Source organism: Mycobacterium sp. P4_H6, from assembly GCF_056400845.1.
On the sequence record NZ_JBFUKN010000001.1, the window covers coordinates 42,283 to 66,466 of the forward strand.

Consider the following 24,184-nt stretch of genomic DNA (forward strand, 5'->3'; position numbering starts at 1 on the left):
CCTGTGGACGGTCAGTTGACAGCGCGCAGAATCGCGAAAGAATGCCCGGGCATCACGGTGGCTGCACCGTCGGCCGACGGGTCATCCCACGCGAGCACGACCTCGCCGGTGACCGGAACACTCACCGCGGAGTCGCCGAGATTGCACACCACCGCCAGCGAGCCGCGGTGCAGGACGATCCAGCGCGCATCCTCGTCGTACTCCACCCGCAGGTGGTCCAGCCACGGGTCGGCGAAGTCGGGTTCGTTGTGCCGCAACGCGATCAGCTGCCGGTAGGCCTCCAACAGCCGGGCGTGCTCACCCTCGGCGACCTCGTCCCAGTCGAGCTTGGACCGGGTGAAGGTCTCGGGATCCTGCGGGTCCGGAATCTCATCGGCATCCCAGCCGTGCGCAGCGAATTCTGCCTTGCGACCCTCCGCGGTGGCACGGCCCAGTTCCGGTTCCGGATGGGAGGTGAAGAACTGAAACGGACTGCTCGAACCCCATTCCTCACCCATGAACAGCATTGCCGTATAGGGAGATCCGAGTGCCAGCGCGGCCTTCACCGCGAGCTGGCCGGTGGTCAGGTTCTGTGACGGCCGGTCACCGGTGGCCCGGTTGCCCACCTGATCGTGGGTGAGGGTGTAGGCGAGCAGTCGGGTCGCAGGAATGGTGGCCGTGTCCAGGGGGCGGCCGTGCCGGCGGCCGCGGAACGACGAGTACGTGCCTGCGTGGAAGTAGCCGTGCGTCAAGGTCTGCGCCAGCGTCTCCACGGTGCCGAAATCACCGTAATAGCCCTGCCGTTCGCCGGAGACCGCGGTGTGGATGGCGTGGTGGATATCGTCGTCCCACTGCGCGGTGAGTCCGAGGCCTCCCTGATCGCGCGGGGTGATCAGCCGGGGGTCGTTCATGTCACTCTCGGCGATCAGGGACAGCGGGCGGCCCAACTCGGCTGCCAGAGCATCGGTTTCGGTGGTCAATTCCTCCAGGATGTGGATGGCGGTGGTGTCCACCAATGCGTGTACGGCGTCGAGGCGCAGACCGTCGGCCCCGAAATCACGCATCCAGCGCAGCGCGCAGTCCAAGATGTAGCGGCGCACCTCGTCGGCGCCGGCATCGCCGATGTTGACCGATTCGCCCCACGGGTTGCTGCCGCTGGACAGATAGGGCCCGAACCTGGGCAGGTAGTTGCCGGACGGGCCGAGATGGTTGAACACCGCGTCGATCAGCACGCCGAGGCCCACGGCGTGACAGGCGTCGACGAGACGCAGCAAGGCATCCGGGCCGCCGTAGGGCTCGTGCACCGCGTACCAGAGCACACCGTCATAACCCCAGCCGTGGGTGCCGCTGAAGGCGTTCACCGGCATCAGTTCGACGAAGTCGACACCGAGATTGACCAGGTACTGCAGCTTTTCGATGGCGGCATCGAAAGTGCCTGCGGGGGTGAATGTCCCGACGTGCAGCTCATAGATGGTGGAGCCCTCGATCGAGCGTCCCGGCCAGTCTTCGGGGGCCGCGGCGGGGGTCCACAGCTGCGAAGGCGCGTGCACCCCGTCCGGTTGGCGGGGCGACCGTGGGTCGGGCAGCACGGTGTCGTCGTCATCGAGGACGAATCCGTAACGACTGTCGGGTCCGGCTGTCACGGTGGCCCGCCACCAGTCGTCGGTGCCGCGCTCCATCGGATACCGGGCGCCGTCGACATCGAGCTGCACCCGGTCGGGACGCGGCGCCCACACCTCGAATTCACGCTCAGACATCGGTGCGCTCCAGCAGTACCACCGGCAGCTCGGCGAACAACTCGGTCGCCGCCGGACTGCCCGCATGGGTGCGCCCGGTCAGCCGGTCGGTCCAGATGCCTTCCGGCAATGTCACTGTGGTGTCCCCCCAGCCGATCTCGGCAAGCTTGACCGTCCACCGTGACACCGCCACCAGCACGTCATCGCCGCGCAGGAAGGCGACCAGGTGCGCGGCCGCGGATCCCGACGCCGGCACCGGTCGGTAGCCGCCGTCGAGGAACGTGTCGGGCAGTTCCCTGCGCAGCCGCAGCGCGGCGCCCACCACCCGGATCTTGGGGTCGGTGCGGGCCTGCAATGCGGCGCGCCGCACGGCATAGTCCACCGGCCGGCGATTGTCCGGATCGACCAGGCTGTCGTCGAACTGTTCGGTGCCCTGATAAACATCCGGGATGCCGGGCACGGTGAGCGCCAGGAGTTTCTGGCCGAGGCTGTCGCTGTGGGCGTGCGCATCGGCGCGAGCCACCAGTGCGGTCAGTTCCTTGGACACCGGGCCGTCGATGACGGCATCGACCCAGTCGTGTACCGCCGATTCGAATGCGGTGTCCGGGTCGTTCCACGAGGTGTGCAGCGCGGCTTCCCTGATCGCCTTTTCCGCGTAGGCGTGCAGCCGGGCCCGCAGGGACTCGGATACCTCGCCGTCGACCGGCCACACGCCGAAGACGTTCTGCCACAGGAAGAGTGTGGTCGCCGGGTCCGGGCTCAGTACGATATGAGACCAGCGTTCGACACGTTCGGCCCACTCGTCGGCCAGCTGGGACAGCACACCGATGCGGGCCCGCACGTCCTCACTGCGTTTGGTGTCGTGGGTGGACAGCGTCACCATGGCGTGCGGCCACAGACGCGCCCGGGTGGCCGCCCGCTCGTGGAACTCGGCGGCGCTCACGCCGAAAAGTGACGGCTCACCGCCGACCTCGTTGAGGGTGACCAGTCGGGCGTCCCGGTAGAACAGGCAGTCCTCGACGGACTTCGCGGTCACCGCACCGCACAGCTGCTGGATGCGGACCGCGGCCTCGCCGTCGTGTGCCAGGGCCGCCGCCACCAGCTGCAGCGGTTCGGCCAGTTCGGGCCGGGTGCGCACGGCCTCGGCGATCGCGGTCGGTCCGACAGCGGTCAGATTCAGGTAGTCGAACCGGTACACGTGCACGTGGGTCAGCAAGGAGGTGACCGCATCCGGCAGCAGGGGATGGTCGGCACCGATATCGGCGACGATGGACCGGCACACCCGGGCCAGCTCGCTGGCGAGGGTGACGGTGGCGGCGGCGGTCTTCAATTCCGATGTCTGGTGCTCGATGGTGCTGCGGTCGACACCGCTGCGCTCGTAGAGCGCGGTCAGCGTCGGTTCGGCCGACGGGTCGACGAACAGCCCGCCGATCTCGCGCAAGGCGTCATAACCGGTGGTGCCGTCCACCGGCAGCCCGGTGTCGAGAGGCTCGTCGGGGGCCAGGATCTTCTCGATGACGATCCAGGCCTTCTCGCCGACCAGATCGCGAAGGTCCGTCACGTAGGCGGCGGGTTCGGCGAGCCCGTCGGGATGGTCGATGCGCAACCCGTCGACCATCCCCTCGGTGAACCAGCGGCCCACCTCGGCATGGGATGCGTCGAACACAGCGGGGTCCTCCTGGCGCAGGCCGGCCAGTGACGTGATGGAGAAGAACCGGCGATAGCCGCAGAGGTTGTTCCTCCAGCCGATGAGTTTGTAGTGCTGACGGTCGTGCACCTCGGCACCGGATGCGCCGTCCTGCGCGGTACCCGGAGCGATCGGCCAGACCCGATCGCCCAGCCGCAGCCGATCTCCGTCCACGGTCAGTTCGGAGATGTCGTCGTCGGATCCCAGCACCGGCAACACGATCCGGCCGTGGTCGAGATTCCAGTCGATGTCGAAGTAGGTGCTGTACGCGGAATCCCGGCCGTGCGTGAGCACGTCCCACCACCAGGGGTTCTGCGTGGGATCGTCGACGCCGACGTGGTTGGGCACGATATCGACGATCAGGCCCATCCCGCGGGCCCGGGCCTGGGCGGACAACTCGGCCAGACCCTCGGGTCCGCCGAGTTCCTGGGACACCGTGGTCGGGTCGGTGACGTCGTACCCGTGGGTGGACCCCGCGGCCGCGGTCAGGATCGGGGACAGGTACAGGTGTGAGACCCCGAGATCGTCCAAATAGTCCAGCAGGTCGACCGCGTCGGCGAAGGTGAAGGAATCACCGCGCATCTGCAGCCGATACGTGGAGAGCGGGACACCCATCAGCCGTTACCGCCTAGGTCGTTTTCCGGAGCACCAGAAGCGAACGCGGCTGCAGCGAGATCTTCTCGCCCGCAGAAATCGTCACCTCGTCGGGACCGGCGGGATCGCCGGTGTCCAACGCGGTTACCCACTTTTCGGCGTAATCATCCGGTGGCAGCACGAAATCCAGCGATTCGTCGTGTGCGTTGAAGCACAACAGGAACGAATCGTCGCGGACGCGCTCGCCGCGGGCGTTGGGTTCGGGGATGGCGTCGCCGTTGAGGAACACCGCGACACTCTTGCCGAAGCCCGATCCCCAGTCCTCCGGGGTCATCTCGGCGCCTGCCGGTGTCAGCCACGCGATGTCGCGCTCCTGTTCGCCGCTGCGAATCGGATTGCCCGCCAGGAAGCGGCGCCGCCGGAACACCGGGTGTTTCTTGCGCAGCGCCACCGCCTTGCGGGTGAACTCCAGCAGTTCGGCGTTGTCCTCGAGCCGGGACCAGTCCACCCAGGCGACCGGCGAATCCTGGCAGTAGGCGTTGTTGTTGCCGCCCTGAGTGCGTCCGATCTCGTCGCCGTGACTGATCATCGGGGTGCCCTGCGAGATCATCAGCGTGCCGATCACATTGCGCATCTGTCGCGCCCGCAGCGCGAGGATGTCCGGATCGTCGGTCGGGCCCTCGACGCCGCAGTTCCAGGACCGGTTGTGGCTCTCGCCGTCCCGGTTGTCCTCGCCGTTGGCCTCGTTGTGTTTCTCGTTGTAGGACACCAGGTCGGCCAGGGTGAACCCGTCATGGCAGGTGACGAAGTTGATGCTCGCGCCGGGCCGGCGGCCGGTGTTCTCGTAGAGATCCGAGGATCCGGTGAGCCGTGACGCGAACTCACCGAGCGTCGCGGGCTCACCGCGCCAGTAGTCGCGCACGGTGTCGCGGTACTTGCCGTTCCACTCTGTCCACAGCCCGGGGAAGTTGCCGACCTGGTAGCCGCCCTCGCCGACGTCCCAGGGTTCGGCGATCAGCTTGACCTGGCTGACCACCGGATCCTGTTGCACCAGATCGAAGAAGGCCGACAGCCGGTCGACATCGTAGAACTCGCGGGCCAGGGTTGAGGCCAGGTCGAAGCGGAAGCCGTCGACGTGCATCTCCAGCACCCAGTACCGCAGCGAATCCATGATCAGCTGCAGGGTGTGCGGGTGACGGGCGTTGAGACTGTTGCCGGTGCCGGTGAAGTCCTTGTAGAACTGTTCCTCGCCGTCGAGCAGCCGGTAATACGCCGCGTTGTCGATACCGCGGAAGTTCAGCGTCGGGCCCAGGTGGTTGCCCTCGGCGGTGTGGTTGTAGACCACGTCGAGGATGACCTCGATACCGGCGTCGTGGAAGGAGCGCACCATCGCCTTGAACTCGGCCACCGCGCCACCGGCGTGGCGGCTGGCCGCGTACTGGGCATGCGGGGCGAGGAATCCGAAGGTGTTGTAACCCCAGTAGTTTCGCAGTCCCAAGTCGAGCAGCCGGTGGTCGTGCAGGAACTGGTGCACCGGCATGAGCTCGATGGCGGTGACGTTCAGCGACTTCAGATGCTCGACGATCACCGGGTGCGCCAGGCCGGCGTAGGTGCCGCGCAGTTGTTCGGGGATGTCGGGGTGCAGCTGGGTCAGGCCCTTGACGTGGGCTTCGTAGATGACGGTCTCGTGGTAAGGGGTGCGCGGTGCCCGGTCGGAACCCCAGTCGAAGAACGGGTTGATCACCACGCTGGTCATGGTGTGGCCCAAGGAGTCCACCGGGGGATCGGCGGGGGTGACGGCGGGATCGTCGGATTCCAGGTCGTAGGAGAACAGCGCCTGGGTGAACTCGAAGTCGCCGTGGAATGACTTTCCGTACGGGTCGAGCAGCAGCTTGCTGGGGTCACACCGGTGTCCGGCCGTGGGATCCCACGGCCCGTACACCCGGAATCCGTAGCGCTGGCCCGGACTCACGGTGGGCAGGTAGGCGTGCCAGACGTAGCCATCGACCTCGTCGAGCGGAATCCGTTGTTCGGTACCGTCTTTGGCGATCAGGCAGAGCTCGACCGCGTCGGCGACCTCGGAGAACAGTGAGAAGTTGGTGCCAGCCCCGTCATAGGTGGCACCCAGTGGATACGCGGTGCCGGGCCAGACCGTGACGTCCATGTCACCACCAGCCGGTGGCGGCTGCGAGCTGACGCCCGAGTTCGTTCGTCATGGTGCGCACGTACGTGGTCGACAGGTGGTGGGAGTCGTGATACATCAACACATTTCCCTCCACTACTCGGCAGAAGTCCGGTCGGCACACCGCATCGGTCATGTCGAGTGGCTTCAGGTTCGGGAACCGTTGCACATAATTCAAAGTCGGGTTGTCGTCGGACAGTACCTCAGAGCGCTTGATGCCGCACGAGATGGCATCGCCGCCGTCGGCCAGACAATCGGCCGGGAAATACGGCTTGTTGTTGCGCACCAGCCAGGGCGTGTCGCGCATGGCCAGCACATCGATGCCGGCATCCGAGAACTCTTGCCAGATACCGAGATACGCGCTGGGCATGACATCGCCGGGTTTGATGTTCCACGGCCGGGTGGAGGTAGTGAACACGAAGTCGGGCTTGTCGGCAAGCAGCTTCGGCATCACCTTCTCATTCCATTCCCGGCACTTCGGATAGGGGCGGTTGTCGCCCATCACGAGGGGTTTCTCCTCGGTGGTCAGCGGGCAACCCATCTTCAGGTAGGTGACCACCTTGAAGTCGTGCAGCCGGCCCAGCAGGTCCAGCGCGGTGATCCAGTGTTCGGCATGTGAGCCGCCGGCCAGGGCGATGGTGCGTTGGGAATCCTTGTTGCCGTAGGTGCAGTTGATGACGTCGACGTTGTCGAAGTCACTGATACAACCGGCGTTGGTGGACTCCGGGATGTCGTTCTTGGCCTCCAGCACGGTGGGCCGCATCGGCAGCTTGGGCACCTTGGCGTTGTTGAGCAGTGCGCGCGATCCGGGGTAGTCGCGCGCCGAGAGGCCGGACAATTCCTTACCGCTGGCCCGCTCGACGGTGACATGCTCACGCCAGGTGAACGAGGTCGCGGTCAGCGTGACACCCAGTAGGGTGACCACCGAGCCCAGCACGATCGTCGGGCGGCGCAACCGGGTGCGCCACGGGACACCGACGGGCCGCTGCGCCGGTGCCTTGTAGCGCAGCGGGGTCTCCACGTATCTGGTGGTCAGCCAGGCCAGCACGCCGGACACCAGCAGCACGATCGCGCCGTCGGTGAAGCCGGCGTGGTCGCGCCCGCTGTAGGCCAGCCAGAAGATCAGCAGCGGCCAGTGCCACAGGTACAGCGAGTAGGCCATCGATCCCAGCGCGACGAACGGTTTGGTGGCCAGCAGCCGGTTGGGGGCGGGCAGCTTGCCGCCGGTGTGCGGGTCGGCGACCCGGTTGGCCGCGGACAGGATGAACAGCACGGTGGCCCCGACCGGCACCAGCGTCCACGGGCCGGGGAACTCGCGGACCCCGTCGATCAGCCAGCCGCACAACAGGATGGCGACCAGCGATACCGTCGCCACGATGGTGCGCACCCACATGGGCCAGCGCACATAGGGGACCAGCGCGCCGATCAGCGCGCCCAGGGTGAGCTCCCAGGCGCGGGCGAAGCTGTTGTAGTACGCGACGGCCTGATCGGCGTTGTGCGCGATGATCGCGTAGACGAACGACGCGATGGTCAGCGCGGTGAGCAGCACGATGAACACCCAGCGCACGTGCCTGCCGAGCGGTCGGCGCAGCAGGCAGGCGAGGCCGAAGATGATCGCCAGCAGCGCGATGTAGAACTGGCCCTGCACCGACATCGACCAGATGTGCTGCAGCGGGCTCACCGTCTCGCCGGCGCGCAGATAGTCCGCAGCGGTGTTGGCCAGCTCCCAGTTCTGGTAGTAGCCGAGGCTGGCCAGGCTCTGGTCAGCAAACGTTTCCCAGCGGGTTTCCGGCTGGATCAGGATGGTCAGCACCGCGGCGGCGGCGAGTACCACGATCAATGCAGGCAGCAGTCGGCGCACCAGCCGCACGATCTCCGGAACCGGGCGCAGCGCGGTGGCCGGGTCGATTGCGGCCCGCAGCAACCGGCCGCCGAAGAAGAACCCGGACAGCGCCAGGAACACGTCCACACCACCGGAAACCCGGCCGAACCAGACGTGGAAAATCGCCACGAGGGCGATCGCGACCCCGCGGAGTCCGTCGAGGTCGTGCCGGTAGAAGCCCGATGCGCGGGTACCCATCTGCGTGCCGACGGGCGACGCGGGACGCGCTTCGGCTTTACCGCGGGTGGAGGGCCGGGCGGGAGCAAGGGTCATCATGGTCGGGGAGTTAATCTACCTAAGAACCCTGGGTGCCTCAGGCCACGGGCGCGACGTCACACCTGCTGAGCAAAGCGATAGTGTCCGGTGCCATGCCCGCGTTGACACCGGATGAGATCAGCGCGATCGACACCGCGCACATCTGGCACCCCTACAGCACCATCGGCTCCCAGGCGCTGACGCCGGTGGTGGCGGTGGCCGCCAAGGGTGCCTGGCTGACCCTCGTGCACGACGGCAGGTCCGTCGATGTCCTCGACGCCATGAGTTCGTGGTGGACGGCGGTGCACGGCCACGGCCATCCGCGGCTCGATGCGGCCATGAGCGCTCAGCTGGCCACGATGAACCACGTCATGTTCGGCGGCCTGACCCATGAGCCCGCGGCCCGACTGGCTCAGCTGCTGGTCGAGATCACCCCGGCGGGCCTGGACTCGGTGTTCTTCAGCGATTCGGGCTCGGTGTCGGTGGAGGTGGCCGCCAAGATGGCGCTGCAGTACTGGCGCAGCCGCGGCCGGCCGGCCAAGCACCGGCTGATGACCTGGCGCGGCGGATATCACGGCGACACCTTCACCCCGATGAGTGTGTGTGACCCCGACGGCGGCATGCACTCGATCTGGACCGACGTCCTGGCCCGGCAGGTGTTCGCCCCGCAGGTGCCCGGTGAGTACGACCCGTCCTACGTCGCCACCTTCGAACGCCAACTCGCCGAGCACGCCGGCGAGTTGGCTGCGGTGATCGTCGAGCCGGTGGTGCAGGGTGCCGGTGGTATGCGGTTCCACGACCCGCGCTATCTCAACGACCTGCGACGGCTGTGCGACCGGCACGGTGTGCTGCTCATCTTCGATGAGATCGCCACCGGGTTCGGGCGCACCGGGGAACTGTTCGCCGCCGACCATGCCGGCGTCAGCCCCGACATCATGTGCGTCGGCAAGGCGCTCACCGGCGGATACGTGACGTTGGCCGCCACCCTGTGCACGGCGCACGTCGCCGCGACCATCAGCGCCGGCGAGCCGGGGGCCCTGATGCACGGGCCGACCTTCATGGCCAACGCGCTCGCCTGCGCGGTATCGGTGGCCGCCGTCGAACTGCTGTTGGAGGGTGACTGGCGGGGACGGGTCGGCAAGATCGAGGCCGGTCTGCGGGACGGACTCGAACCGGCGCGAACGCTGCCTGCGGTGGCCGACGTGCGGGTGCTCGGCGCCATCGGCGTCATCGAGATGCGTGAGCCCGTCGATATGGCCGTGGCCACCCGAACCGCGATCGAGCACGGCCTGTGGCTGCGACCGTTCGGCAGGCTGGTCTACGCGATGCCGCCGTTCATCTGCACCGCCGAGGAGGTCGCCCAGATCGGTGCGGGCATGGTCGCCGTCGCGCGTGCATTAACCTGAACGGTGTTCAAGTGTCGAAAGGACGTCCATTGACACGCACCGGTCTTTCCCCGCTGGCCTGGCTCGCCGAGGTCGAGACACAGCGCCGTGCGCAGGGGCTGCGCCGATCGCTGCGGGTGCGCCCGCCGGTGGGCACCGAGCTCGACCTGGCCTCCAACGACTACCTCGGGCTGTCCCAGCACCCGGCCGTGCTCGAAGGCGGCGTCGAGGCGCTGCGCACCTGGGGCGCCGGCGCGAGCGGCTCGCGACTGGTCACCGGGAACACCGAACTGCACGAGGAATTCGAATCCGAGCTGGCGGCATTCACCGGTGCCGAATCGGCACTGGTCTTCTCCTCGGGATACACCGCCAATATCGGCGCGGTCACCGCGCTGACCGGTCCGGGCGCCCTGCTGGTCTCCGATGCACTCACCCACGCCTCCATCGTGGATGCCTGCCGGCTGTCACGGGCCCGGGTCGCGGTGACGCCTCATCTGGATGTGGCCGCCGTCGAGGACGCGCTGTCCGGCCGCGCCGAGGACCGCGCCGTGGTGGCCACCGAATCGGTGTTCAGCACCGACGGCGCGCTGGCTCCGCTGCGGGAACTGCACGAGGTGTGCCGCCGGTTCGGTGCGCTGCTGCTGGTCGACGAGGCGCACGGGCTCGGGGTCCGCGGCGCCGGCGGGCAGGGTCTGCTGCACGAGGTCGGTCTGGCCGGCGCGCCGGACGTCGTCATGACCACCACCTTGTCCAAGTCGCTGGGCAGCCAGGGCGGCGCGGTGCTGGGCCCGGCCGCGGTGCGCGCGCACCTCATCGACACCGCCCGCACCTTCATTTTCGACACCGGTCTGGCGCCGGCCGCCGTCGGTGCCGCGCTGGCAGCCCTACGGGTGCTGATCGATCAGCCGCAGCTGGCCGCCGCGGTGCTGGCCCGCGCGGGCGAACTGGCCCGGATCTGCGATGTGGCCGAGGCACCCACCTCGGCGGTCGTCTCGGTCATTCTCGGTGACCCCGAGGTGTCCGTCGCCGCCGCGGCGGCCTGCCTGCAACGCGGCGTGCGGGTCGGCTGCTTCCGGCCGCCGACCGTCCCGGCCGGCACGTCGCGGCTGCGGCTGACCGCCCGTGCCGCCCTCACCGACGATGAGATCGCGCTGGCGGCAAGGGTTCTCGCCGATGTTCTCGGCCTGCCACGATGAGCGTGCTGGTGGTGACCGGCACCGATACCGGGGTGGGCAAGACCGTGACGACGGCCGCGCTGGCGTGCGCCGCGCGCCTGGCCGGACTGGATGTCGCCGTCTGCAAACCGGTGCAGACCGGAAGCGCCGACGGCGATGACGATCTCCGCGAGGTCGGCAGGCTGTCCGGGGTGACCGCGCTGCACGGCGGCTGGCGCTATCCCGAAGCGCTGGCCCCGGTGGCTGCAGCTGGGCGAGCAGGCCTGCCGCTGCCCAACCGCGACGAACTGCTGGCCTCGGTGCGGGCCGCCGACGCGCCGGGACGGTTGACGATCGTGGAGGGCGCCGGCGGCCTGCTGGTGCAGCTGGGCGCCGACGGCGTGACGCTGCGCGATCTGGCAACCGACTTGTCCGCGCCGGTCCTGGTGGTGGTGTCCCCGGGGCTGGGCACCCTCAATCACACCGCGCTGACTCTGGAATCGCTTGCGGCAAAGGGGGTTCCGATAGCCGGACTGGTGATCGGCGCCTGGCCGGAGCTGCCCGGGGTCGCCGAACAGGACAACCGCGAGGCGCTGGCGCAGTTGGCCGAGCTGCGCGCAGTGTTGCCGGCTGGTGCGGCGCCGCTGAGCATCGACGGGTTCCAGATGCTCAGCACGTCGGCCTTCGACCCGAACTGGATCGCGAGCCTGGTGTAGCGATGGTGCACTCGATCGAGCTGACTCTCGATGCGGGCGCCGATGCCGCCGTCCGGGGGCACTGGCAGGCGCTCGCCGACGCCGGAGTGCCCAGCCAGGCCGGTCACCGCTCGCCGACCAATCGCCCGCACGTCACGGTCACCGTCGCGGCACAGATGTCCGCCGATGCCGAGGCGGATCTGGTGCCGCTGCTGGACCGGTTGCCGCTGCCGTGCCGGCTCGGTGCGCCGATGGTCTTCGGGCGTGGTCCGTACACCCTGGTGCTGCTGGTGATCCCGTCTGTCGAGCTGTTGGACCTGCATGCCCAGGTGAACCGTATCTGCTTGCCGCACATGGAGTCCGGACCGCTTGGGCATACCCTGTCCGGGCAGTGGACCCCGCACGTCACACTGGCGCGCCGGGTGCCCGCCGAGCTGCTGGAGCAGGCGCTGGCCGTGGTGGGCACCGGCACCGATATCGAGGGGGAGTTCGTGGGGCTGCGGCACTGGGATGGCGATGCCCGTGAAGAACATTGGATGAGTTGACGGCTACCAGGTCGCGGTGCTGAGCAGGCGCGGACGCAGTTCGGCCATCGGCTGCGGCCGCCCGGTGCGGTAGCCCTGAATCAGGTCGCAGCCCAGTGCCGCGAGTTGCTCACGCTGCGTAGCGGTTTCGACTCCCTCGGCGACGGTGTGCAACTTCAGCGCGCGCGCGAGGTTGATGATCATCTCCACGATCGCGTCGCCGGAGGTGGTGTCCAGTTGGTTCACGAAATGTCGGTCGATCTTGAGGGCGTCCAGCGGTAGTTCGCTGAGGTACTGCAGCGAGGAGTAGCCGGTGCCGAAATCGTCGATCCCGATCTTCGCGCCCTGGCCGCGCACGATCTCCAGCTTGCGTCCCGCGTCGGCGGTGTCGTTGAGCAAGGTCGCCTCGGTGACCTCCAGACGCAGCAGATCGAACGAAAAGCCGGCGTCCTGCACCGCTTTTGCCACGAGCTCCACGAAATCTGGCCGGCCCAGCGTTGCGGACGACACGTTGACGGCGACACCGATCGCGGCGCCGGCCTCGACCAGCGCGGCGCCGTCCCGGCAGGCCTGGGCCAGGACCACCTCGTCGATCTTGGCGATCAGGCCCGCGTCCTCGGCGATGGACAGAAATGCCGCAGGCTCCAGCAGCACACCGTCACGCCGCCACCGCACGAGTGCTTCGATATCGGTGGGTCGTCCACCCCGTGTCGGCACCACCGGCTGGTAGTGCACCTCCAGGCCGCCGATGCTCACCGCCTCCTGCAGGGCATGTTCCACACCGCGCCGATGGTCGGCTTCGGCAGCGAGTCCCAGATCGAATTCCGCGACGTGCGAACGACCCTGGTCCTTCGCGGCGTACAGGGCGATATCCGCCCGCTGCAGCAGTTCGTCGGCGGGGATTCCGTCATCGGGGGCGACGGCCACACCGACGGATACGTCGATATCCACCCAGCGACCCGCCACTTCGTACAACCGGTCCACAGCCCCGACCATCCGGTGCGCGGCTTGTCGGGGCCGGTCGCCGTCGGCGGGGCCTGTCAGGACGACGCCGAATTCGTCGCCTCCCATCCGGCCCACCTGCCCGCGGTCACCGACCTCCACCTCCAGGCGCGTCGCGACCTGGCACAGCAGGTCGTCGCCGGCGTCGTGACCGAAGGTGTCGTTGATGAACTTGAACCGGTCGAGGTCGCAGAACAGGAAGGCCACCCAGCTTCCGTCGGCACGGCTGCGGCCGAGCGCGTCTTCGAGAGCGTCCACCAGGGCGACCCGGTTCAGCAGACCCGTCAGACCGTCATGAGTCGCCTGGTGTGCGAGCACACCGAGGATGTTGTCCCTGGATCTCACGATGTTCATCAATCGTGAGCTGGTCTCCAGTGACTGTTCGTGATCGGCGAGCGCATCGATCGCCGCATGAACCTCACCCGTGGGCGCACCCGCGGCAACCTGTTCCAGGATCGATGCCTGATCGTTGGCCAGCTCGACCGCGGCCTGACGGCGCCGGTCCTCACAGGCCAGATCCTTCAATGCGTTGTGATGGTTGACGCGCAGGCGCCTGCGGAACAGTCCGATGGTCGCCGTGCCGAACACAAAGGTCAGGACACCGGCGACGACCGCAAGCCGACGGTTGCGGTCGTCGAATCGCTGCGAGGCGACGGTCTGGTCGAACACCGCTCGATTGCTGCGCTGCCGGTTGAGTTGGGCATCGGTGACGATGCTGTCGGCTTCGGCCGCCAGGGCCCGGATGAGGCCTGGTTCGGGCGCGGACACCGGGGCCCGGGTCTTCTGATCGTCGATGTCGCCGCTCAGTCGCTGCGCACGGGCCAGCAGATCCTCATAGCGTTCCCGGACGTCGCTGGTGGGCGCATTGGCGGCGGCGGTGTGTAGCTGGCGAATGAGGACACCGCGGTTGACGTCGATGGTGTCCAGGACCTGCGCACCGTCCGCCCAGCGTTCCAGTGCGTACGCGAGGTGCCCCGCCGCCGGTGCAATATCTCCCTCGTTGCCGGAGGCGATATCGGTGTACTGGATTGTGTCCTGCAGGCGCGCGCTGTTCTGATAGGCGTTGAAGGTTGCACCGAGCAACAGGACGAGCGCGATCAGCATGGCCGTCGCGGTGGCCATTTCGATACGGGACCATCGGGTCTCGAGCTCGGTCATGGGTCAGGCACGCAGGATCGTCACGGTCGCGAGGCTCCAGATCCACTGGTTCAGATCGGAGGCCAACGGGTCACCGGGGAAGACGAGGCGGGTGGGGCCGCCGTCGGCTATCGGGATCTCCTGCCCGTCGGTGCGGGTGGCGAACAAGGCCTTGGAGTCCAGCAGGTCGCCGACGCCGATGGTCAGTTCCAGCCCGTCCAGAGCCACCACGTCGATGCGGTCGGCTCGGTCCAGAGCCAGATAGGTCGCGAGATTCTGGGCGGGGACGCCCTCGAACGTGATGTTCTGCTTGACGTAGGGCTCGTAGAGTCGCGACCGCGCGGTACCCAGCTTCTCCAGTCCGGCCAGGTCGAACACGGTGCGGTCCGAACCGTCGTAGACGGACAGGACCGGCTTGCCGGCAGTGGCTATCGGTTGACCGGGGGCGACCTGCGCGTTGTGAACGGTCACGACCTCGGCGGCTAGGTTCGTCACCTCCGGTGAACATCCACTCAGGGCGGCTACAGCGAACACCCAGGCGACGATCACCCACGCCCGCGCATCCGACCGGCACATCCATGAACCCCTCACTGACGAGGCCATTTTGCCATGCTCGGGAACCGGCTCTGCGCGAAGTGGCGCATTGGGTCACCCGTACTGGCTATTTTGCGGGGTGTGAGCTTGGGTGGCCGGTGGCACTGTGCACCGCCATACCGTCGACGAGCAGGCCGAGCCCGAACGCGAAACGCCGGCCGGCGTCCTCGGCGAGCGCCGATTGGCTTTCCGGCAGATCGGCGCCCGCGGCGTCCCACTGCAGCCGGGACTGCTCATCGACGGTGAATCCCAGCACGTAGTAGACGACGGTGCGAGCCGCCAGCGCGGAATGCAGACCCTCGACGCCGGATTCGGCCGCCGCCGCCGACAGCCGCTCGACCACCTGGGTCATCGCCTCGGACTGTCCGGCGGCGAAGCTGGCCGAGACCAGTTCGGCACCATCGGTGTGCGACAGCAGCGCATCCCGCAGGCGCTGGCAGTCCCCGGAGATCTGCTCGCGCCAGCTTCCGGTCGGCGCCGGTTGCAGGGTGGGCTGCAGAATCCGGTCGGCCACCGCGCCGAGCAGCTGCTGCTTGTTGGCGAAATGCCAGTACAGCGCACCGGGGCTGACGCTGAGTTCGCGGGCGAGCCGGCGCATGGTCAGATCGGCGATCCCGAAGTTGTCCAGGATCGCCGTGGCGGCGTCGACGAGGTCACGTTTGTGCAGCTGCACGGAGGTAGCCTAACCTGAACGGTGTTCAAGTCGAGCGCTCCGGTGGTCGGCACTGCACGGACAGGTAGGGAGACGTACCGGTGACGGACATTCTGGTTCAGGCGCGCGAGCAGGTCTTGGAACGCGGCGTCGGCCTCGATCAGGACCAGACCCTGCAGGTGCTGCAGCTGCCCGATGATCAGCTCGACGCTCTGCTGGAGCTTGCGCACGATGTCCGGATGAAGTGGTGCGGTCCCGACGTCGAGGTCGAGGGCATCATCAGCCTGAAGACCGGCGGCTGCCCCGAAGACTGCCACTTCTGCTCGCAGTCAGGCCTTTTCGCCTCACCGGTGCGCAGTGCCTGGCTCGACATCCCGAGCCTCGTGGAGGCCGCCAAGCAGACCGCCAAGACCGGTGCCACCGAGTTCTGCATCGTCGCCGCGGTGCGCGGACCGGATGAGCGGCTGCTGTCGCAGGTCGCCGCGGGCATCGAAGCCATCCGCAACGAGGTCGACATCCAGATCGCGTGCTCGCTGGGCATGCTCACCGAGGAGCAGGTGCAGCGGCTGGCCGACATGGGCGTGCACCGCTACAACCACAACCTGGAGACGGCGCGCTCCTTCTTCACCAACGTCGTGACCACCCACTCCTGGGAAGAGCGCTGGGAGACCTTGCGCATGGTCCGCGAGGCCGGTATGGAGGTCTGCTGCGGCGGCATCCTGGGCATGGGCGAAACGTTGGAGCAGCGCGCCGAGTTCGCCGCCAACCTGGCCGAGCTGGACCCCCACGAGGTGCCGCTGAACTTCCTGAACCCGCGCCCGGGCACCCCCTTCGGTGACCTGGAGGTGCTGCCGGCCGCCGACGCGCTGCGAGCCGTGGCGGCGTTCCGGCTCGCGCTGCCGCGCACCATGCTGCGGTTCGCCGGCGGGCGCGAGATCACCCTCGGCGACCTGGGCGCCAAGAAGGGCATCCTGGGCGGTATCAACGCCGTGATCGTCGGCAACTACCTCACCACGCTGGGCCGTCCGGCCGAGGCGGACCTGGAGCTGCTCGACGATCTGCAGATGCCGATCAAGGCCCTGAACGCGACGCTGTAGCGCGCGCGGTAAGACTGACAGTGTGATGATCAGCGAGTTGCCGGCCCTGCCCGCGCCTGTGGGCGCCGGTGTCTACAACGTCTATACCGGTGCCGAGCTGGGGGCCGCGGCGGGCACGGTCATCCCCACCGCCGCTCAGCTCGGGCTGGAGCCGCCGCGGTTCTGCGCCGAATGCGGCCGCCGGATGATCGTCCAGGTCCGCCCGACGGGGTGGTGGGCGAAGTGTTCGCGGCACGGTCAGGTGGATTCCACCGATCTGGACACCCAGCGATGACGAATTCTGTTGGTGCACCTGCTGTTTCCAGGCGCACCGCGGCCGTCCGGGTGTTCCTGGGTCTGCTCGCCGCCGGCGCGGTGGTCGGTGCCCTGTGGGCCTGGCTGGCGCCCCCTATCCAGGGCGTCGTCGCGTTGACCCGGGCCGGCGACCGGGTGCGGGCCTACCTGGGCAATGACTCCGACCATTTCTTCCTCGGCGCGTTTCTCCAGGTCGGTCTGCTCGGGGTGCTCGCCGTCGTCGCGACCGTCCTGGTGTGGCAGTGGCGGGCACACCGCGGTCCGGTTCAGGTGGCCGCGCTTGCCGCCGGTATGGCCGCCGCCGCCGGTGCCGCCGCCGGTGTCGGTGCGGCCCTGGTGCACTGGCGCTACGGCAGCATCGATGTGGATGCCGCGCCGGTCTCCGAGGCCAATCGGGTGCACTACGTGAGCGAAGCACCTGCGGTGTTCTTCGGGCACGGACCGTTGGTGATCGCCGCGGGCATCCTGTTGCCCGCCGCGGTGGCCGCCCTGACCTACGCGCTGATGACCGCCTCGACCTCTCGTGATGACCTCGGCGCCTGGCCACCGGTGGAATACGCCGGGGTGTACCCGCCTATTCCGGTGGCCGCGGAACCGGCCACCGAGGTTGCCGGTCCCGCGCAGACGTAGCCCCCACAGATCGTGCTCACACCGGTAGATTGACGCGCGCACAGCTGCGTCACAGCAAAATGGCTGCTGCGATAATTACGGGTGAGTGAGGTCAGCTATGCCGATGCTGGAGTACAAGACGACGCCCGCGTGGCTGCAGGCCTCCCGCCGCAAGATGGTCGACAGGATTCCGGTCACCACCATGCGGCAGTTTCTGTACCTGTCGATGATCCGCAAACGCGGCAACTTCACCGACCCGAAGACCTTCAACGAGAAGGTGAACTGGCGGATCTTCAACGACCGGCGGGACCGGATCATCAAGGCGTGCGACAAGATGTGGATGAAGGACATGGCCCGGGAGGCCTACCCGAGTCCCGATCTGCGTATCCCGGCCACCTATTGGTCCGGCACGGACCTGCGTGACGCCCCCGATCTGGCGTCGCTTCCACCGTGGGTGCTCAAGCCCAATGCCAGCAGTGGGCGCGCGCTGTTCGGGCCCGATCCGCAGACGGATCTGGCCGGTCTGCTGCAGCAGACCAGCACCTGGTTCGACGAGACACCGCTGGAACTCGGCGAGTGGGGTTACAGCGAAGCCCGCCCGCACCTGCTCCTGGAGGAGCGCATCCCGACGCCGGACGGCCAGGCGCCGGTCGACTACAAATTCTTCGTCTTCGACGGCCGTATCGAGCTGATCCAGGTCAATCGGGGCCGGTTCGGCAAGCACCAGACGGCCACCTTCCTGGACGCCGACTGGCGGCAACTGCCGGTGCGCTGGCGGATTCAGCCGGTGGCCGATGAGCAGCGGCCCGCCGAACTGGACAAGATGATGGAGATCGCGAGCACCCTCGGTTCCGGCTGGGACTTCATCCGCGTCGACCTGTACGCCGTCGACGGTGAGGTGTGGTTCGGCGAATACACCCCGTACCCGGGCAGCGGTCTGCTGCGCTACAAGCCGATGAGCTTCGACCTGGAGCAGGGCCTGCAGTGGAAACTGCCGTCGCTGGAGGACGTGCAGCGCGGCCGGCCCTGAGCCTGGCCGCGCCGTTCAGCGGTCGAGCACCGACAGCGGCAGGCGATGCACCGTGCGCCCCGTCAGCACCTTGGCGGTGATCACGGCCAGCCGTGCCATTCCCTTGTAGGTCGACGGGTTGAACATGGTCGGCCACTTGGTGCGGGCCAGGTGCTCGCCGAGCGGGCGCCCGGCGAAGCGATCGGAGAGCCAGCGCAGCGCCATCGGCGCCGACATCGGGTGCAGCAGCAGATGCTCGCTGAACGCGTCGCGATGGTAGGTGACGTGGGCGCCGCCGGAAGCATAGGTTTCGGCGAGCTCGTCGATCCCGTCGACGGAGATGATCTCGTCGTGCACGGCCTGGATGATGAGCACTGGCGGGGTGGGCACCGCGACACCGAGCTTGATATCGGCGAAGACGTGCTGCACCTCGGGAGTCGAGAGGATCTGCTCCAGCGGCTGATCGAGCATGTCGCCCATATCGGTGCGCCACAGCCGCACGATGGCTTCGACGGTGGTCATGTGGTGCAACCGGTCCAGCAGGGCCCGGCCGTTCTCGCTGACGTGCTCGGCGATGATCCGCTGAAGTCCCGGGTAGACGTCGGCGAGAGCGGCGACCACCAACGCGGGCAACGCCGAGGCGAAGGTGCCGTTGAGCTTGCGGAAGGTGCGCCCCAGATCGCCGACCGGCGAACCCAGGACGGCGCCGACGATGTTGAGTTCGGGGGCGTAGGTGCCGCTCATCTCGGCGGCCCATGCGCTGGCCAGACCGCCACCGGAATAGCCCCACAACCCGATGGGCGCCTTGTCCGACAGCGTCAGTTGCTCGGAGCCCAGGGCCGCACGCACCCCGTCGAGCACGCGGTAGCCGGGTTCGTACGGGGTGCCCCAGCTGCCGTTGACGCCTTCGTGGTCGGGGACGGACACCGCCCAGCCCTCGGCGACGGCCGCGGCGACGAGCAGCATCTCGAACTGCGGCACCGAGCCGGGTGCCACCGCATGCCGGCGCAGCGCATAGGACGGGAAGCAGCGCGATGAGATGGCATCGATGGCGCACTGGTAGGAGACCAGCGGACAGATGCGCTCCGGTCCCCGTTCGGCGGGCATGACCACGGTGGTGGCGGCCGCTTCGGGGTTGCCGTTCATATCCGTGGTCCGATACAGCAGCTGTACCGCGCGCACCTGCTGGGGGATCAGTCCGAGAAAGGCCAGTTCGACGTCCCGGCTGCGCAGCACGGTGCCCGGGGTGGCGTGCTGGAAGCCGGCCGGGGCGAGGTAGAACGGATCATCCTTGGGCAGCTGTGGGCGCGCGGAGCGGTCCAGCGCCTCGTGCGGGACGGCTCCGATCCATTCGGCGTCGGGCGCGGCCGCAGTGCTGCCAAAGTCCATCCGGGCATTGTTGCCTAAGAAGGGTCTAAGAAGCCAGCCCGACTCACCCCGGCGGGCGTAAAGCGGCAAATTCGTCGGTGACCCGGTAGCGGGATTCGGTGAACCGGTACAGCGCCGCGGGCCGGCCCCCGCTGCGCCCCGAGCGTGCGGTGGTCCCGGTCCTGGTGATGACGTTGCGCCGCTCCAGCACGCGCTGCAGATTGGTCGCATCGACCGGGTGCCCGAGCGCGRCACTGTAGATGTCGCGCAGCGCTGACAGCGCAAACTCTTTGGGCGCCAAGGCAAATCCGATGTTGGTGTAGGACAGTTTGGCGATCAACCGAGAGCACGCGTTGGCCACCATGGTGCCGTGGTCGAAGGCCATCGGTGGCAGGGCGGACACCGGGTGCCAGCGGGTGTCCGGTGGCAGCTCCGGGGTGGCGGGGGAGGGCACCAGCCCCAGGAAGGTGGAGGCGATGGTGCGCGGACCCGGTACCCGGTGCGGGTCGGAGAACACCGCCAACTGCTCGAGATGTGTCAGCTCGCGCAGGTCGACCTTCTCGGCGAGTTGACGCCTGACCGAACTGATCATGTCTTCGTCGTGTCGCAGCTGTCCGCCGGGCAGCGCCCAGGCGCCGCGCTCCGGATCCATGGCCCGTTCCCACAGCAACACGCTGAGCTGCGGGTTTTTGGTGGACAGTTGACGAACCTGGAGGACGACGGCGAGCACCTCGTGGTCGGTGCTACGATATGGCATGTTTTCGATTGTAAGTCGAAAACCTCCATTGGCACAAAGGAGACTGCCATGACGGTCCTGGATCGCACTGCAGCGCACGACAGCGTTCTCGCCGCACGCATCGTCGACGGCCCCGGCGGCTACGCCGGTGTGGTGGGCGACGGCCAGTGGGCGGCCGAGGTCCGCCGGCTGGCGAACCTGCGCAACGCCACGCTGCTCGCGCACAACTACCAGTTGCCCGCCATCCAGGACGTCGCCGACCACGTGGGCGATTCGCTGGCGCTGTCCCGCATCGCGGCCGAGGCCTCCGAGGACACCATCGTGTTCTGCGGTGTGCACTTCATGGCCGAGACCGCCAAGATCCTGGCGCCCGCGAAAACGGTGCTGATCCCGGATCAGCGCGCCGGCTGCTCACTGGCCGACTCGATCACCGCCGACCAGCTCCGCGAGTGGAAGGACGAGTTCCCCGACGCCGTCGTGGTGTCCTACGTGAACACCACCGCCGCGGTGAAGGCGCTCACCGACATCTGCTGCACCTCGTCCAACGCGGTCGAGGTGGTCGCCTCGATCCCCGAGGACCGCACCGTGTTGTTCTGCCCGGACCAGTTCCTCGGCGCCCACGTCCGGCGCGTCACCGGCCGCAAGAACCTGCACATCTGGGCCGGCGAATGCCACGTGCACGCCGGGATCAACGGTGACGAGCTCGCCGACCAGGCCCGTGCACATCCGGACGCCGAGCTGTTCGTGCACCCCGAATGCGGTTGCGCCACATCGGCTCTGTACCTCGCGGGTGAGGGAGCAGTCCCGGAGGACCGGGTGAAGATCCTGTCCACCGGTGGCATGCTCGACGCCGCCCGCGAGACCAACGCCCGCCAGGTGCTGGTGGCCACCGAGGTCGGCATGCTGCACCAGTTGCGCCGCGCCGCACCCGATGTCGAGTTCCTCGCGGTCAACGACCGGGCCTCCTGCGGGTACATGAAGATGATCACCCCGGCCGCGCTGCTGCGCTGCCTGGTCGAAGGCGCCGACGAGGTGCACGTCGACCTGGAGACTGCCGAGCTGGCGCAGGCCAGTGTGCAGCGCATGATCGAGATCGGGCAGCCCGGCGGCGGGGAATGACCGCCGTCTCGGCATCCTGTGGGGGAGCCGGGTACTGGCAGCAGCGCGCTGACGTCGTGGTCATCGGCACCGGTGTCGCCGGACTGGTGGCCGCGCTGGCCGCGGTCCGAGAGGGCCGCAAGGTCGTGGTGCTCTCCAAGATTGCCGAGACCGCCACGTTCTATGCCCAGGGCGGTATCGCCGTCGTCCTGCCCGATTCCTTCCGCGAGGGCGGAGATTCCGTGGAGGCGCATGTCGCCGACACCTTGGCGGCCGGTGGTGGTCTGTGCGATGTGGACGCCGTGCGTTCCATCGTCGCCGACGGCTACCTGGCGGTGTCCGACCTCGTCGATGCCGGGGCCCGATTCGACGAGTCCACACCGGGGCACTGGTCGCTGACCCGCGAGGGCGGGCACAGCCGGCGCCGGATCATCCACGCCGGCGGGGACGCCACCGGTGCGGAAGTGCAGCGCGCGCTCGATCACGCTGCCACCCACCTGGATATCCGGCGCAACCACGTCGCCCTACAGGTCTGTCACGACGGCGACCAGGTGACCGGCGTGCTGGTGCACAGCGGTGACGGGCCGGGCATCGTGCATGCGCCGTCGGTCATCCTGGCCACCGGTGGGCTCGGCCATCTCTACGCCGCCACCACCAATCCCGACGGATCCACCGGCGACGGTGTCGCGCTCGCGCTGCAGGCCGGGCTGAGCGTCACCGATATCGAGTTCGTCCAGTTCCATCCCACGATGTTGTACACCGGGCCGGCCGGCGGGCGCCGCCCGTTGATCTCCGAGGCGCTGCGCGGTGAGGGTGCCGTTCTGGTGGACCGCCAGGGCAATTCGATCACCGCCGGGGTGCACCCGCTGGGGGACCTGGCACCGCGTGATGTGGTCGCGGCCGCGATCGACGCACGACTGCGGGAGACCGGCGACCCCTGCGTGTACCTCGATGCCACCGGTATCGACGATGTGCGCCGACGTTTCCCCACCGTCACCGCGGCGTGTCTGGCCGCCGGCGTGGACCCGGCGGCACGGCCGATCCCGGTGGTGCCCGGCGCGCACTACAGCTGCGGCGGGGTGCGCACCGATGTGCACGGGCGTACCGAACTGGCCGGGCTCTTCGCCGCCGGTGAGGTCGCGCGCACCGGTATGCACGGCGCAAACCGGTTGGCGTCCAACAGCTTGCTCGAAGGCCTCGTCGTCGGCGGCCGGGCCGGGCGTGCCGCCTCGATGCACTCCCAGGAGTCCGGACCGACCACAGCGGCCGCACCGGCCGCGGTGCGACTGCCCGTGCTCGCGCGAGATGCGCTGCAGCACGCCATGAGCCGGCACGCCTCGGTGGTGCGCGACGCCGATGGCCTGCACCAGCTGACCGCGATGCTGGCGGACGCGCCACAGCGTGCCGTCGCCGACCGCGGCACCGCCGAGGACGCCGCGCTCACCATGACGGCACGCGCCATCGCCGCGGCCGCGCTCGCGCGTACCGAATCACGCGGCTGCCATCACCGCGGTGACCATCCCGAAACCGATACCGAACAGGCGGTCAGCATCTCGGTGCGCACCGATGCCGCCGGTGCCCCCGCCGTCGCCGCCCCGGTCGGGGCCGGCTGATGACGCACATGACCGAAGGAGCGCAGGTGACCACCACGACAGGACTGTCGGCAGCCGAACTCGTCGAGGCCAGGGCCGTCGTCGCCCGCGCTCTGGAAGAGGATCTGCGCTACGGGCCGGATGTCACCACCCTGGCGACAGTGCCCGCCGACGCCACCACGACCGCCTCGATGGCGACCCGCGAACCCGGCGTCATCGCCGGTGTCGACCTGGCCCTGCTGGTGCTCGACGAGGTGCTGGGCGCCGATGGCTACACCGTGCTGGACCGGGTGCAGGACGGTGCCCGGCTGGAGGCCGGTCAGTCGCTGCTGCGCGTCACCGCGCCCGCGCAGGGACTGCTCACCGCCGAGCGCACCATGCTCAACCTGGTCTGCCATCTGTCCGGTATCGCGACCGCGACGGCGCACTGGGTGGATGCCGTCGAGGGCACCGGAGCTAAGATCCGGGACACCCGCAAGACGTTGGCCGGGTTGCGATTCCTGCAGAAGTACGCGGTCCGGGTCGGCGGCGGGGTGAACCACCGGATGGGGCTCGGTGATGCCGCGCTGATCAAGGACAACCATGTCGCGGCGGCCGGCTCGGTGCTGGCCGCCCTGCACGCCGTGCGGACCGCCGCGCCGGACCTGCCCTGCGAGGTCGAGGTCGATTCACTGGAGCAACTCGATGATGTGCTGGGCGCCGGGGTGGAACTGATTCTGCTGGACAACTTCCCGGTGTGGCAGACCCAGATCGCGGTGCAGCGCCGCGACACCCGCGCACCCGCGACCCTGCTCGAATCCTCGGGCGGACTGTCACTGGAATCGGCGGCCGACTACGCCGGCACCGGCGTGGACTACCTGGCCGTAGGGGCGCTGACGCACTCGGTGCGGGTGCTCGATATCGGCCTGGACACCTGAGGCGGA

20 protein-coding genes are annotated in these 24,184 nt (G+C 68.3%); 11 read left to right on the forward strand and 9 right to left on the reverse strand.

Translation table 11 applies throughout. The features are described from left to right. Nucleotides 1–11: 11 nt before the first annotated feature. The 4 genes from treZ to AC1DTF_RS00185 are packed head-to-tail and all read right to left on the reverse strand — an operon-like array spanning nt 12 to nt 8,336. Entirely contained in the window at nt 12–1,736 is a 1,725-nt protein-coding gene (treZ, locus tag AC1DTF_RS00170; RefSeq protein ID WP_477472580.1) for a malto-oligosyltrehalose trehalohydrolase, read from the reverse strand. Continuing rightward, nucleotides 1,729–4,017 carry a malto-oligosyltrehalose synthase gene (gene treY, locus AC1DTF_RS00175; RefSeq protein ID WP_477472581.1) on the reverse strand — a complete coding sequence of 763 codons (2,289 nt, stop codon included), beginning with the start codon at nt 4,015–4,017 and terminating at the stop codon, nt 1,729–1,731. The genes treZ and treY overlap by 8 nt, the downstream gene beginning before the upstream one ends. 13 nt (nt 4,018–4,030) lie before the next feature. Further along, entirely contained in the window at nt 4,031–6,160 is a 2,130-nt protein-coding gene (glgX, locus tag AC1DTF_RS00180) for a glycogen debranching protein GlgX (protein ID WP_477472582.1), read from the reverse strand. Between the two features lies 1 nt (nt 6,161). After that, on the reverse strand, nt 6,162–8,336 hold the full coding sequence (locus AC1DTF_RS00185) for an acyltransferase family protein (protein WP_057165172.1): 2,175 nt from the start codon (nt 8,334–8,336) through the stop codon (nt 6,162–6,164). A 92-nt stretch (nt 8,337–8,428) separates the two neighbouring features. Between AC1DTF_RS00185 and AC1DTF_RS00190 the strand changes: the two genes are divergently transcribed. From AC1DTF_RS00190 to AC1DTF_RS00205, 4 genes are read left to right on the forward strand one after another with little or no spacing between them, the layout of a single operon-like run. Then, nucleotides 8,429–9,721 carry an adenosylmethionine--8-amino-7-oxononanoate transaminase gene (locus AC1DTF_RS00190; RefSeq protein ID WP_477472583.1) on the forward strand — a complete coding sequence of 431 codons (1,293 nt, stop codon included), beginning with the start codon at nt 8,429–8,431 and terminating at the stop codon, nt 9,719–9,721. A 29-nt stretch (nt 9,722–9,750) separates the two neighbouring features. Next, nucleotides 9,751–10,896 (forward strand): 8-amino-7-oxononanoate synthase, encoded by a 1,146-nt coding sequence (locus AC1DTF_RS00195; RefSeq protein ID WP_477472584.1) that lies wholly within the window; start codon nt 9,751–9,753, stop codon nt 10,894–10,896. Continuing rightward, nucleotides 10,893–11,570, forward strand: a complete 678-nt coding sequence (gene bioD / locus AC1DTF_RS00200) for a dethiobiotin synthase (protein ID WP_477472585.1) — start codon at nt 10,893–10,895, stop codon at nt 11,568–11,570. Before AC1DTF_RS00195 ends, bioD begins: the two co-directional genes overlap by 4 nt. Before the next feature lie 2 nt (nt 11,571–11,572). Beyond that, nucleotides 11,573–12,094 (forward strand): 2'-5' RNA ligase family protein, encoded by a 522-nt coding sequence (locus AC1DTF_RS00205; RefSeq protein ID WP_477472586.1) that lies wholly within the window; start codon nt 11,573–11,575, stop codon nt 12,092–12,094. Between the two features lie 3 nt (nt 12,095–12,097). On the opposite strand, the gene AC1DTF_RS00210 is transcribed toward AC1DTF_RS00205, so the two are convergent. From AC1DTF_RS00210 to AC1DTF_RS00220, 3 genes are all read right to left on the reverse strand, one after another. Next, a complete protein-coding gene (locus AC1DTF_RS00210) occupies nt 12,098–14,233 on the reverse strand; it encodes a putative bifunctional diguanylate cyclase/phosphodiesterase (RefSeq protein ID WP_477472587.1) in 2,136 nt (711 codons plus the stop codon). 3 nt (nt 14,234–14,236) lie between these two features. Next, complete coding sequence (locus tag AC1DTF_RS00215; RefSeq protein ID WP_477472588.1) at nt 14,237–14,683, reverse strand: molybdopterin-dependent oxidoreductase; 447 nt, start codon at nt 14,681–14,683, stop codon at nt 14,237–14,239. A gap of 190 nt (nt 14,684–14,873) precedes the next feature. Continuing rightward, the gene (locus AC1DTF_RS00220; RefSeq protein ID WP_057165179.1) at nt 14,874–15,479 is read right to left on the reverse strand and encodes a TetR/AcrR family transcriptional regulator C-terminal domain-containing protein; all 606 of its coding nucleotides are present in this window, start codon (nt 15,477–15,479) and stop codon (nt 14,874–14,876) included. An 80-nt stretch (nt 15,480–15,559) separates the two neighbouring features. On the opposite strand from AC1DTF_RS00220, the gene bioB reads away from it, so the two are divergent. The 4 genes from bioB (at nt 15,560) to AC1DTF_RS00240 (ending at nt 18,488) form a co-directional block, all read left to right on the forward strand. Next, nucleotides 15,560–16,555 (forward strand): biotin synthase BioB, encoded by a 996-nt coding sequence (gene bioB, locus AC1DTF_RS00225; RefSeq protein WP_477472589.1) that lies wholly within the window; start codon nt 15,560–15,562, stop codon nt 16,553–16,555. Between the two features lie 25 nt (nt 16,556–16,580). Next, nucleotides 16,581–16,829 carry a biotin synthase auxiliary protein BsaP gene (bsaP, locus tag AC1DTF_RS00230; protein WP_156408995.1) on the forward strand — a complete coding sequence of 83 codons (249 nt, stop codon included), beginning with the start codon at nt 16,581–16,583 and terminating at the stop codon, nt 16,827–16,829. After that, nucleotides 16,826–17,479: a DUF2567 domain-containing protein gene (locus tag AC1DTF_RS00235; protein WP_477472590.1), complete on the forward strand. Its 654-nt coding sequence runs from the start codon at nt 16,826–16,828 to the stop codon at nt 17,477–17,479. The genes bsaP and AC1DTF_RS00235 overlap by 4 nt, the downstream gene beginning before the upstream one ends. A 97-nt stretch (nt 17,480–17,576) precedes the next feature. Then, nucleotides 17,577–18,488 carry an ATP-grasp fold amidoligase family protein gene (locus tag AC1DTF_RS00240; protein WP_477472591.1) on the forward strand — a complete coding sequence of 304 codons (912 nt, stop codon included), beginning with the start codon at nt 17,577–17,579 and terminating at the stop codon, nt 18,486–18,488. 15 nt (nt 18,489–18,503) lie between these two features. Here the strand turns inward: AC1DTF_RS00240 and AC1DTF_RS00245 are convergent, their stop codons facing one another. Together AC1DTF_RS00245 and AC1DTF_RS00250 are read right to left on the reverse strand one after the other, a co-directional pair. Next, on the reverse strand, nt 18,504–19,856 hold the full coding sequence (locus AC1DTF_RS00245; protein ID WP_477472592.1) for a lipase family protein: 1,353 nt from the start codon (nt 19,854–19,856) through the stop codon (nt 18,504–18,506). A 43-nt stretch (nt 19,857–19,899) separates the two neighbouring features. Continuing rightward, nucleotides 19,900–20,592, reverse strand: a complete 693-nt coding sequence (locus AC1DTF_RS00250) for an NUDIX hydrolase (protein ID WP_477472593.1) — start codon at nt 20,590–20,592, stop codon at nt 19,900–19,902. Between the two features lie 48 nt (nt 20,593–20,640). On the opposite strand from AC1DTF_RS00250, the gene nadA reads away from it, so the two are divergent. The 3 genes from nadA to nadC are packed head-to-tail and all read left to right on the forward strand — an operon-like array spanning nt 20,641 to nt 24,178. Further along, entirely contained in the window at nt 20,641–21,690 is a 1,050-nt protein-coding gene (nadA, locus tag AC1DTF_RS00255; protein ID WP_057165186.1) for a quinolinate synthase NadA, read from the forward strand. Continuing rightward, nucleotides 21,687–23,282, forward strand: coding sequence for an L-aspartate oxidase (locus AC1DTF_RS00260; protein ID WP_477472594.1), 1,596 nt, complete (start codon nt 21,687–21,689; stop codon nt 23,280–23,282). The genes nadA and AC1DTF_RS00260 overlap by 4 nt, the downstream gene beginning before the upstream one ends. Before the next feature lie 26 nt (nt 23,283–23,308). Beyond that, nucleotides 23,309–24,178: a carboxylating nicotinate-nucleotide diphosphorylase gene (gene nadC / locus AC1DTF_RS00265; protein ID WP_235570585.1), complete on the forward strand. Its 870-nt coding sequence runs from the start codon at nt 23,309–23,311 to the stop codon at nt 24,176–24,178. Nucleotides 24,179–24,184: the final 6 nt, after the last annotated feature.

Coding starts and splice junctions, on each gene's coding strand:
- treZ (WP_477472580.1), bottom strand. CDS start 1,736: ATGTCTGAGCGTGAATTCGAGGTGTGGGCGCCGCGTCCCGACCGGGTG.
- treY (WP_477472581.1), bottom strand. CDS start 4,017: ATGGGTGTCCCGCTCTCCACGTATCGGCTGCAGATGCGCGGTGATTCC.
- glgX (WP_477472582.1), bottom strand. CDS start 6,160: ATGGACGTCACGGTCTGGCCCGGCACCGCGTATCCACTGGGTGCCACC.
- AC1DTF_RS00185 (WP_057165172.1), bottom strand. CDS start 8,336: ATGATGACCCTTGCTCCCGCCCGGCCCTCCACCCGCGGTAAAGCCGAA.
- AC1DTF_RS00190 (WP_477472583.1), top strand. CDS start 8,429: ATGCCCGCGTTGACACCGGATGAGATCAGCGCGATCGACACCGCGCAC.
- bioD (WP_477472585.1), top strand. CDS start 10,893: ATGAGCGTGCTGGTGGTGACCGGCACCGATACCGGGGTGGGCAAGACC.
- AC1DTF_RS00205 (WP_477472586.1), top strand. CDS start 11,573: ATGGTGCACTCGATCGAGCTGACTCTCGATGCGGGCGCCGATGCCGCC.
- AC1DTF_RS00210 (WP_477472587.1), bottom strand. CDS start 14,233: ATGACCGAGCTCGAGACCCGATGGTCCCGTATCGAAATGGCCACCGCG.
- bsaP (WP_156408995.1), top strand. CDS start 16,581: ATGATCAGCGAGTTGCCGGCCCTGCCCGCGCCTGTGGGCGCCGGTGTC.
- AC1DTF_RS00235 (WP_477472590.1), top strand. CDS start 16,826: ATGACGAATTCTGTTGGTGCACCTGCTGTTTCCAGGCGCACCGCGGCC.
- AC1DTF_RS00240 (WP_477472591.1), top strand. CDS start 17,577: ATGCCGATGCTGGAGTACAAGACGACGCCCGCGTGGCTGCAGGCCTCC.
- AC1DTF_RS00245 (WP_477472592.1), bottom strand. CDS start 19,856: ATGGACTTTGGCAGCACTGCGGCCGCGCCCGACGCCGAATGGATCGGA.
- nadA (WP_057165186.1), top strand. CDS start 20,641: ATGACGGTCCTGGATCGCACTGCAGCGCACGACAGCGTTCTCGCCGCA.
- AC1DTF_RS00260 (WP_477472594.1), top strand. CDS start 21,687: ATGACCGCCGTCTCGGCATCCTGTGGGGGAGCCGGGTACTGGCAGCAG.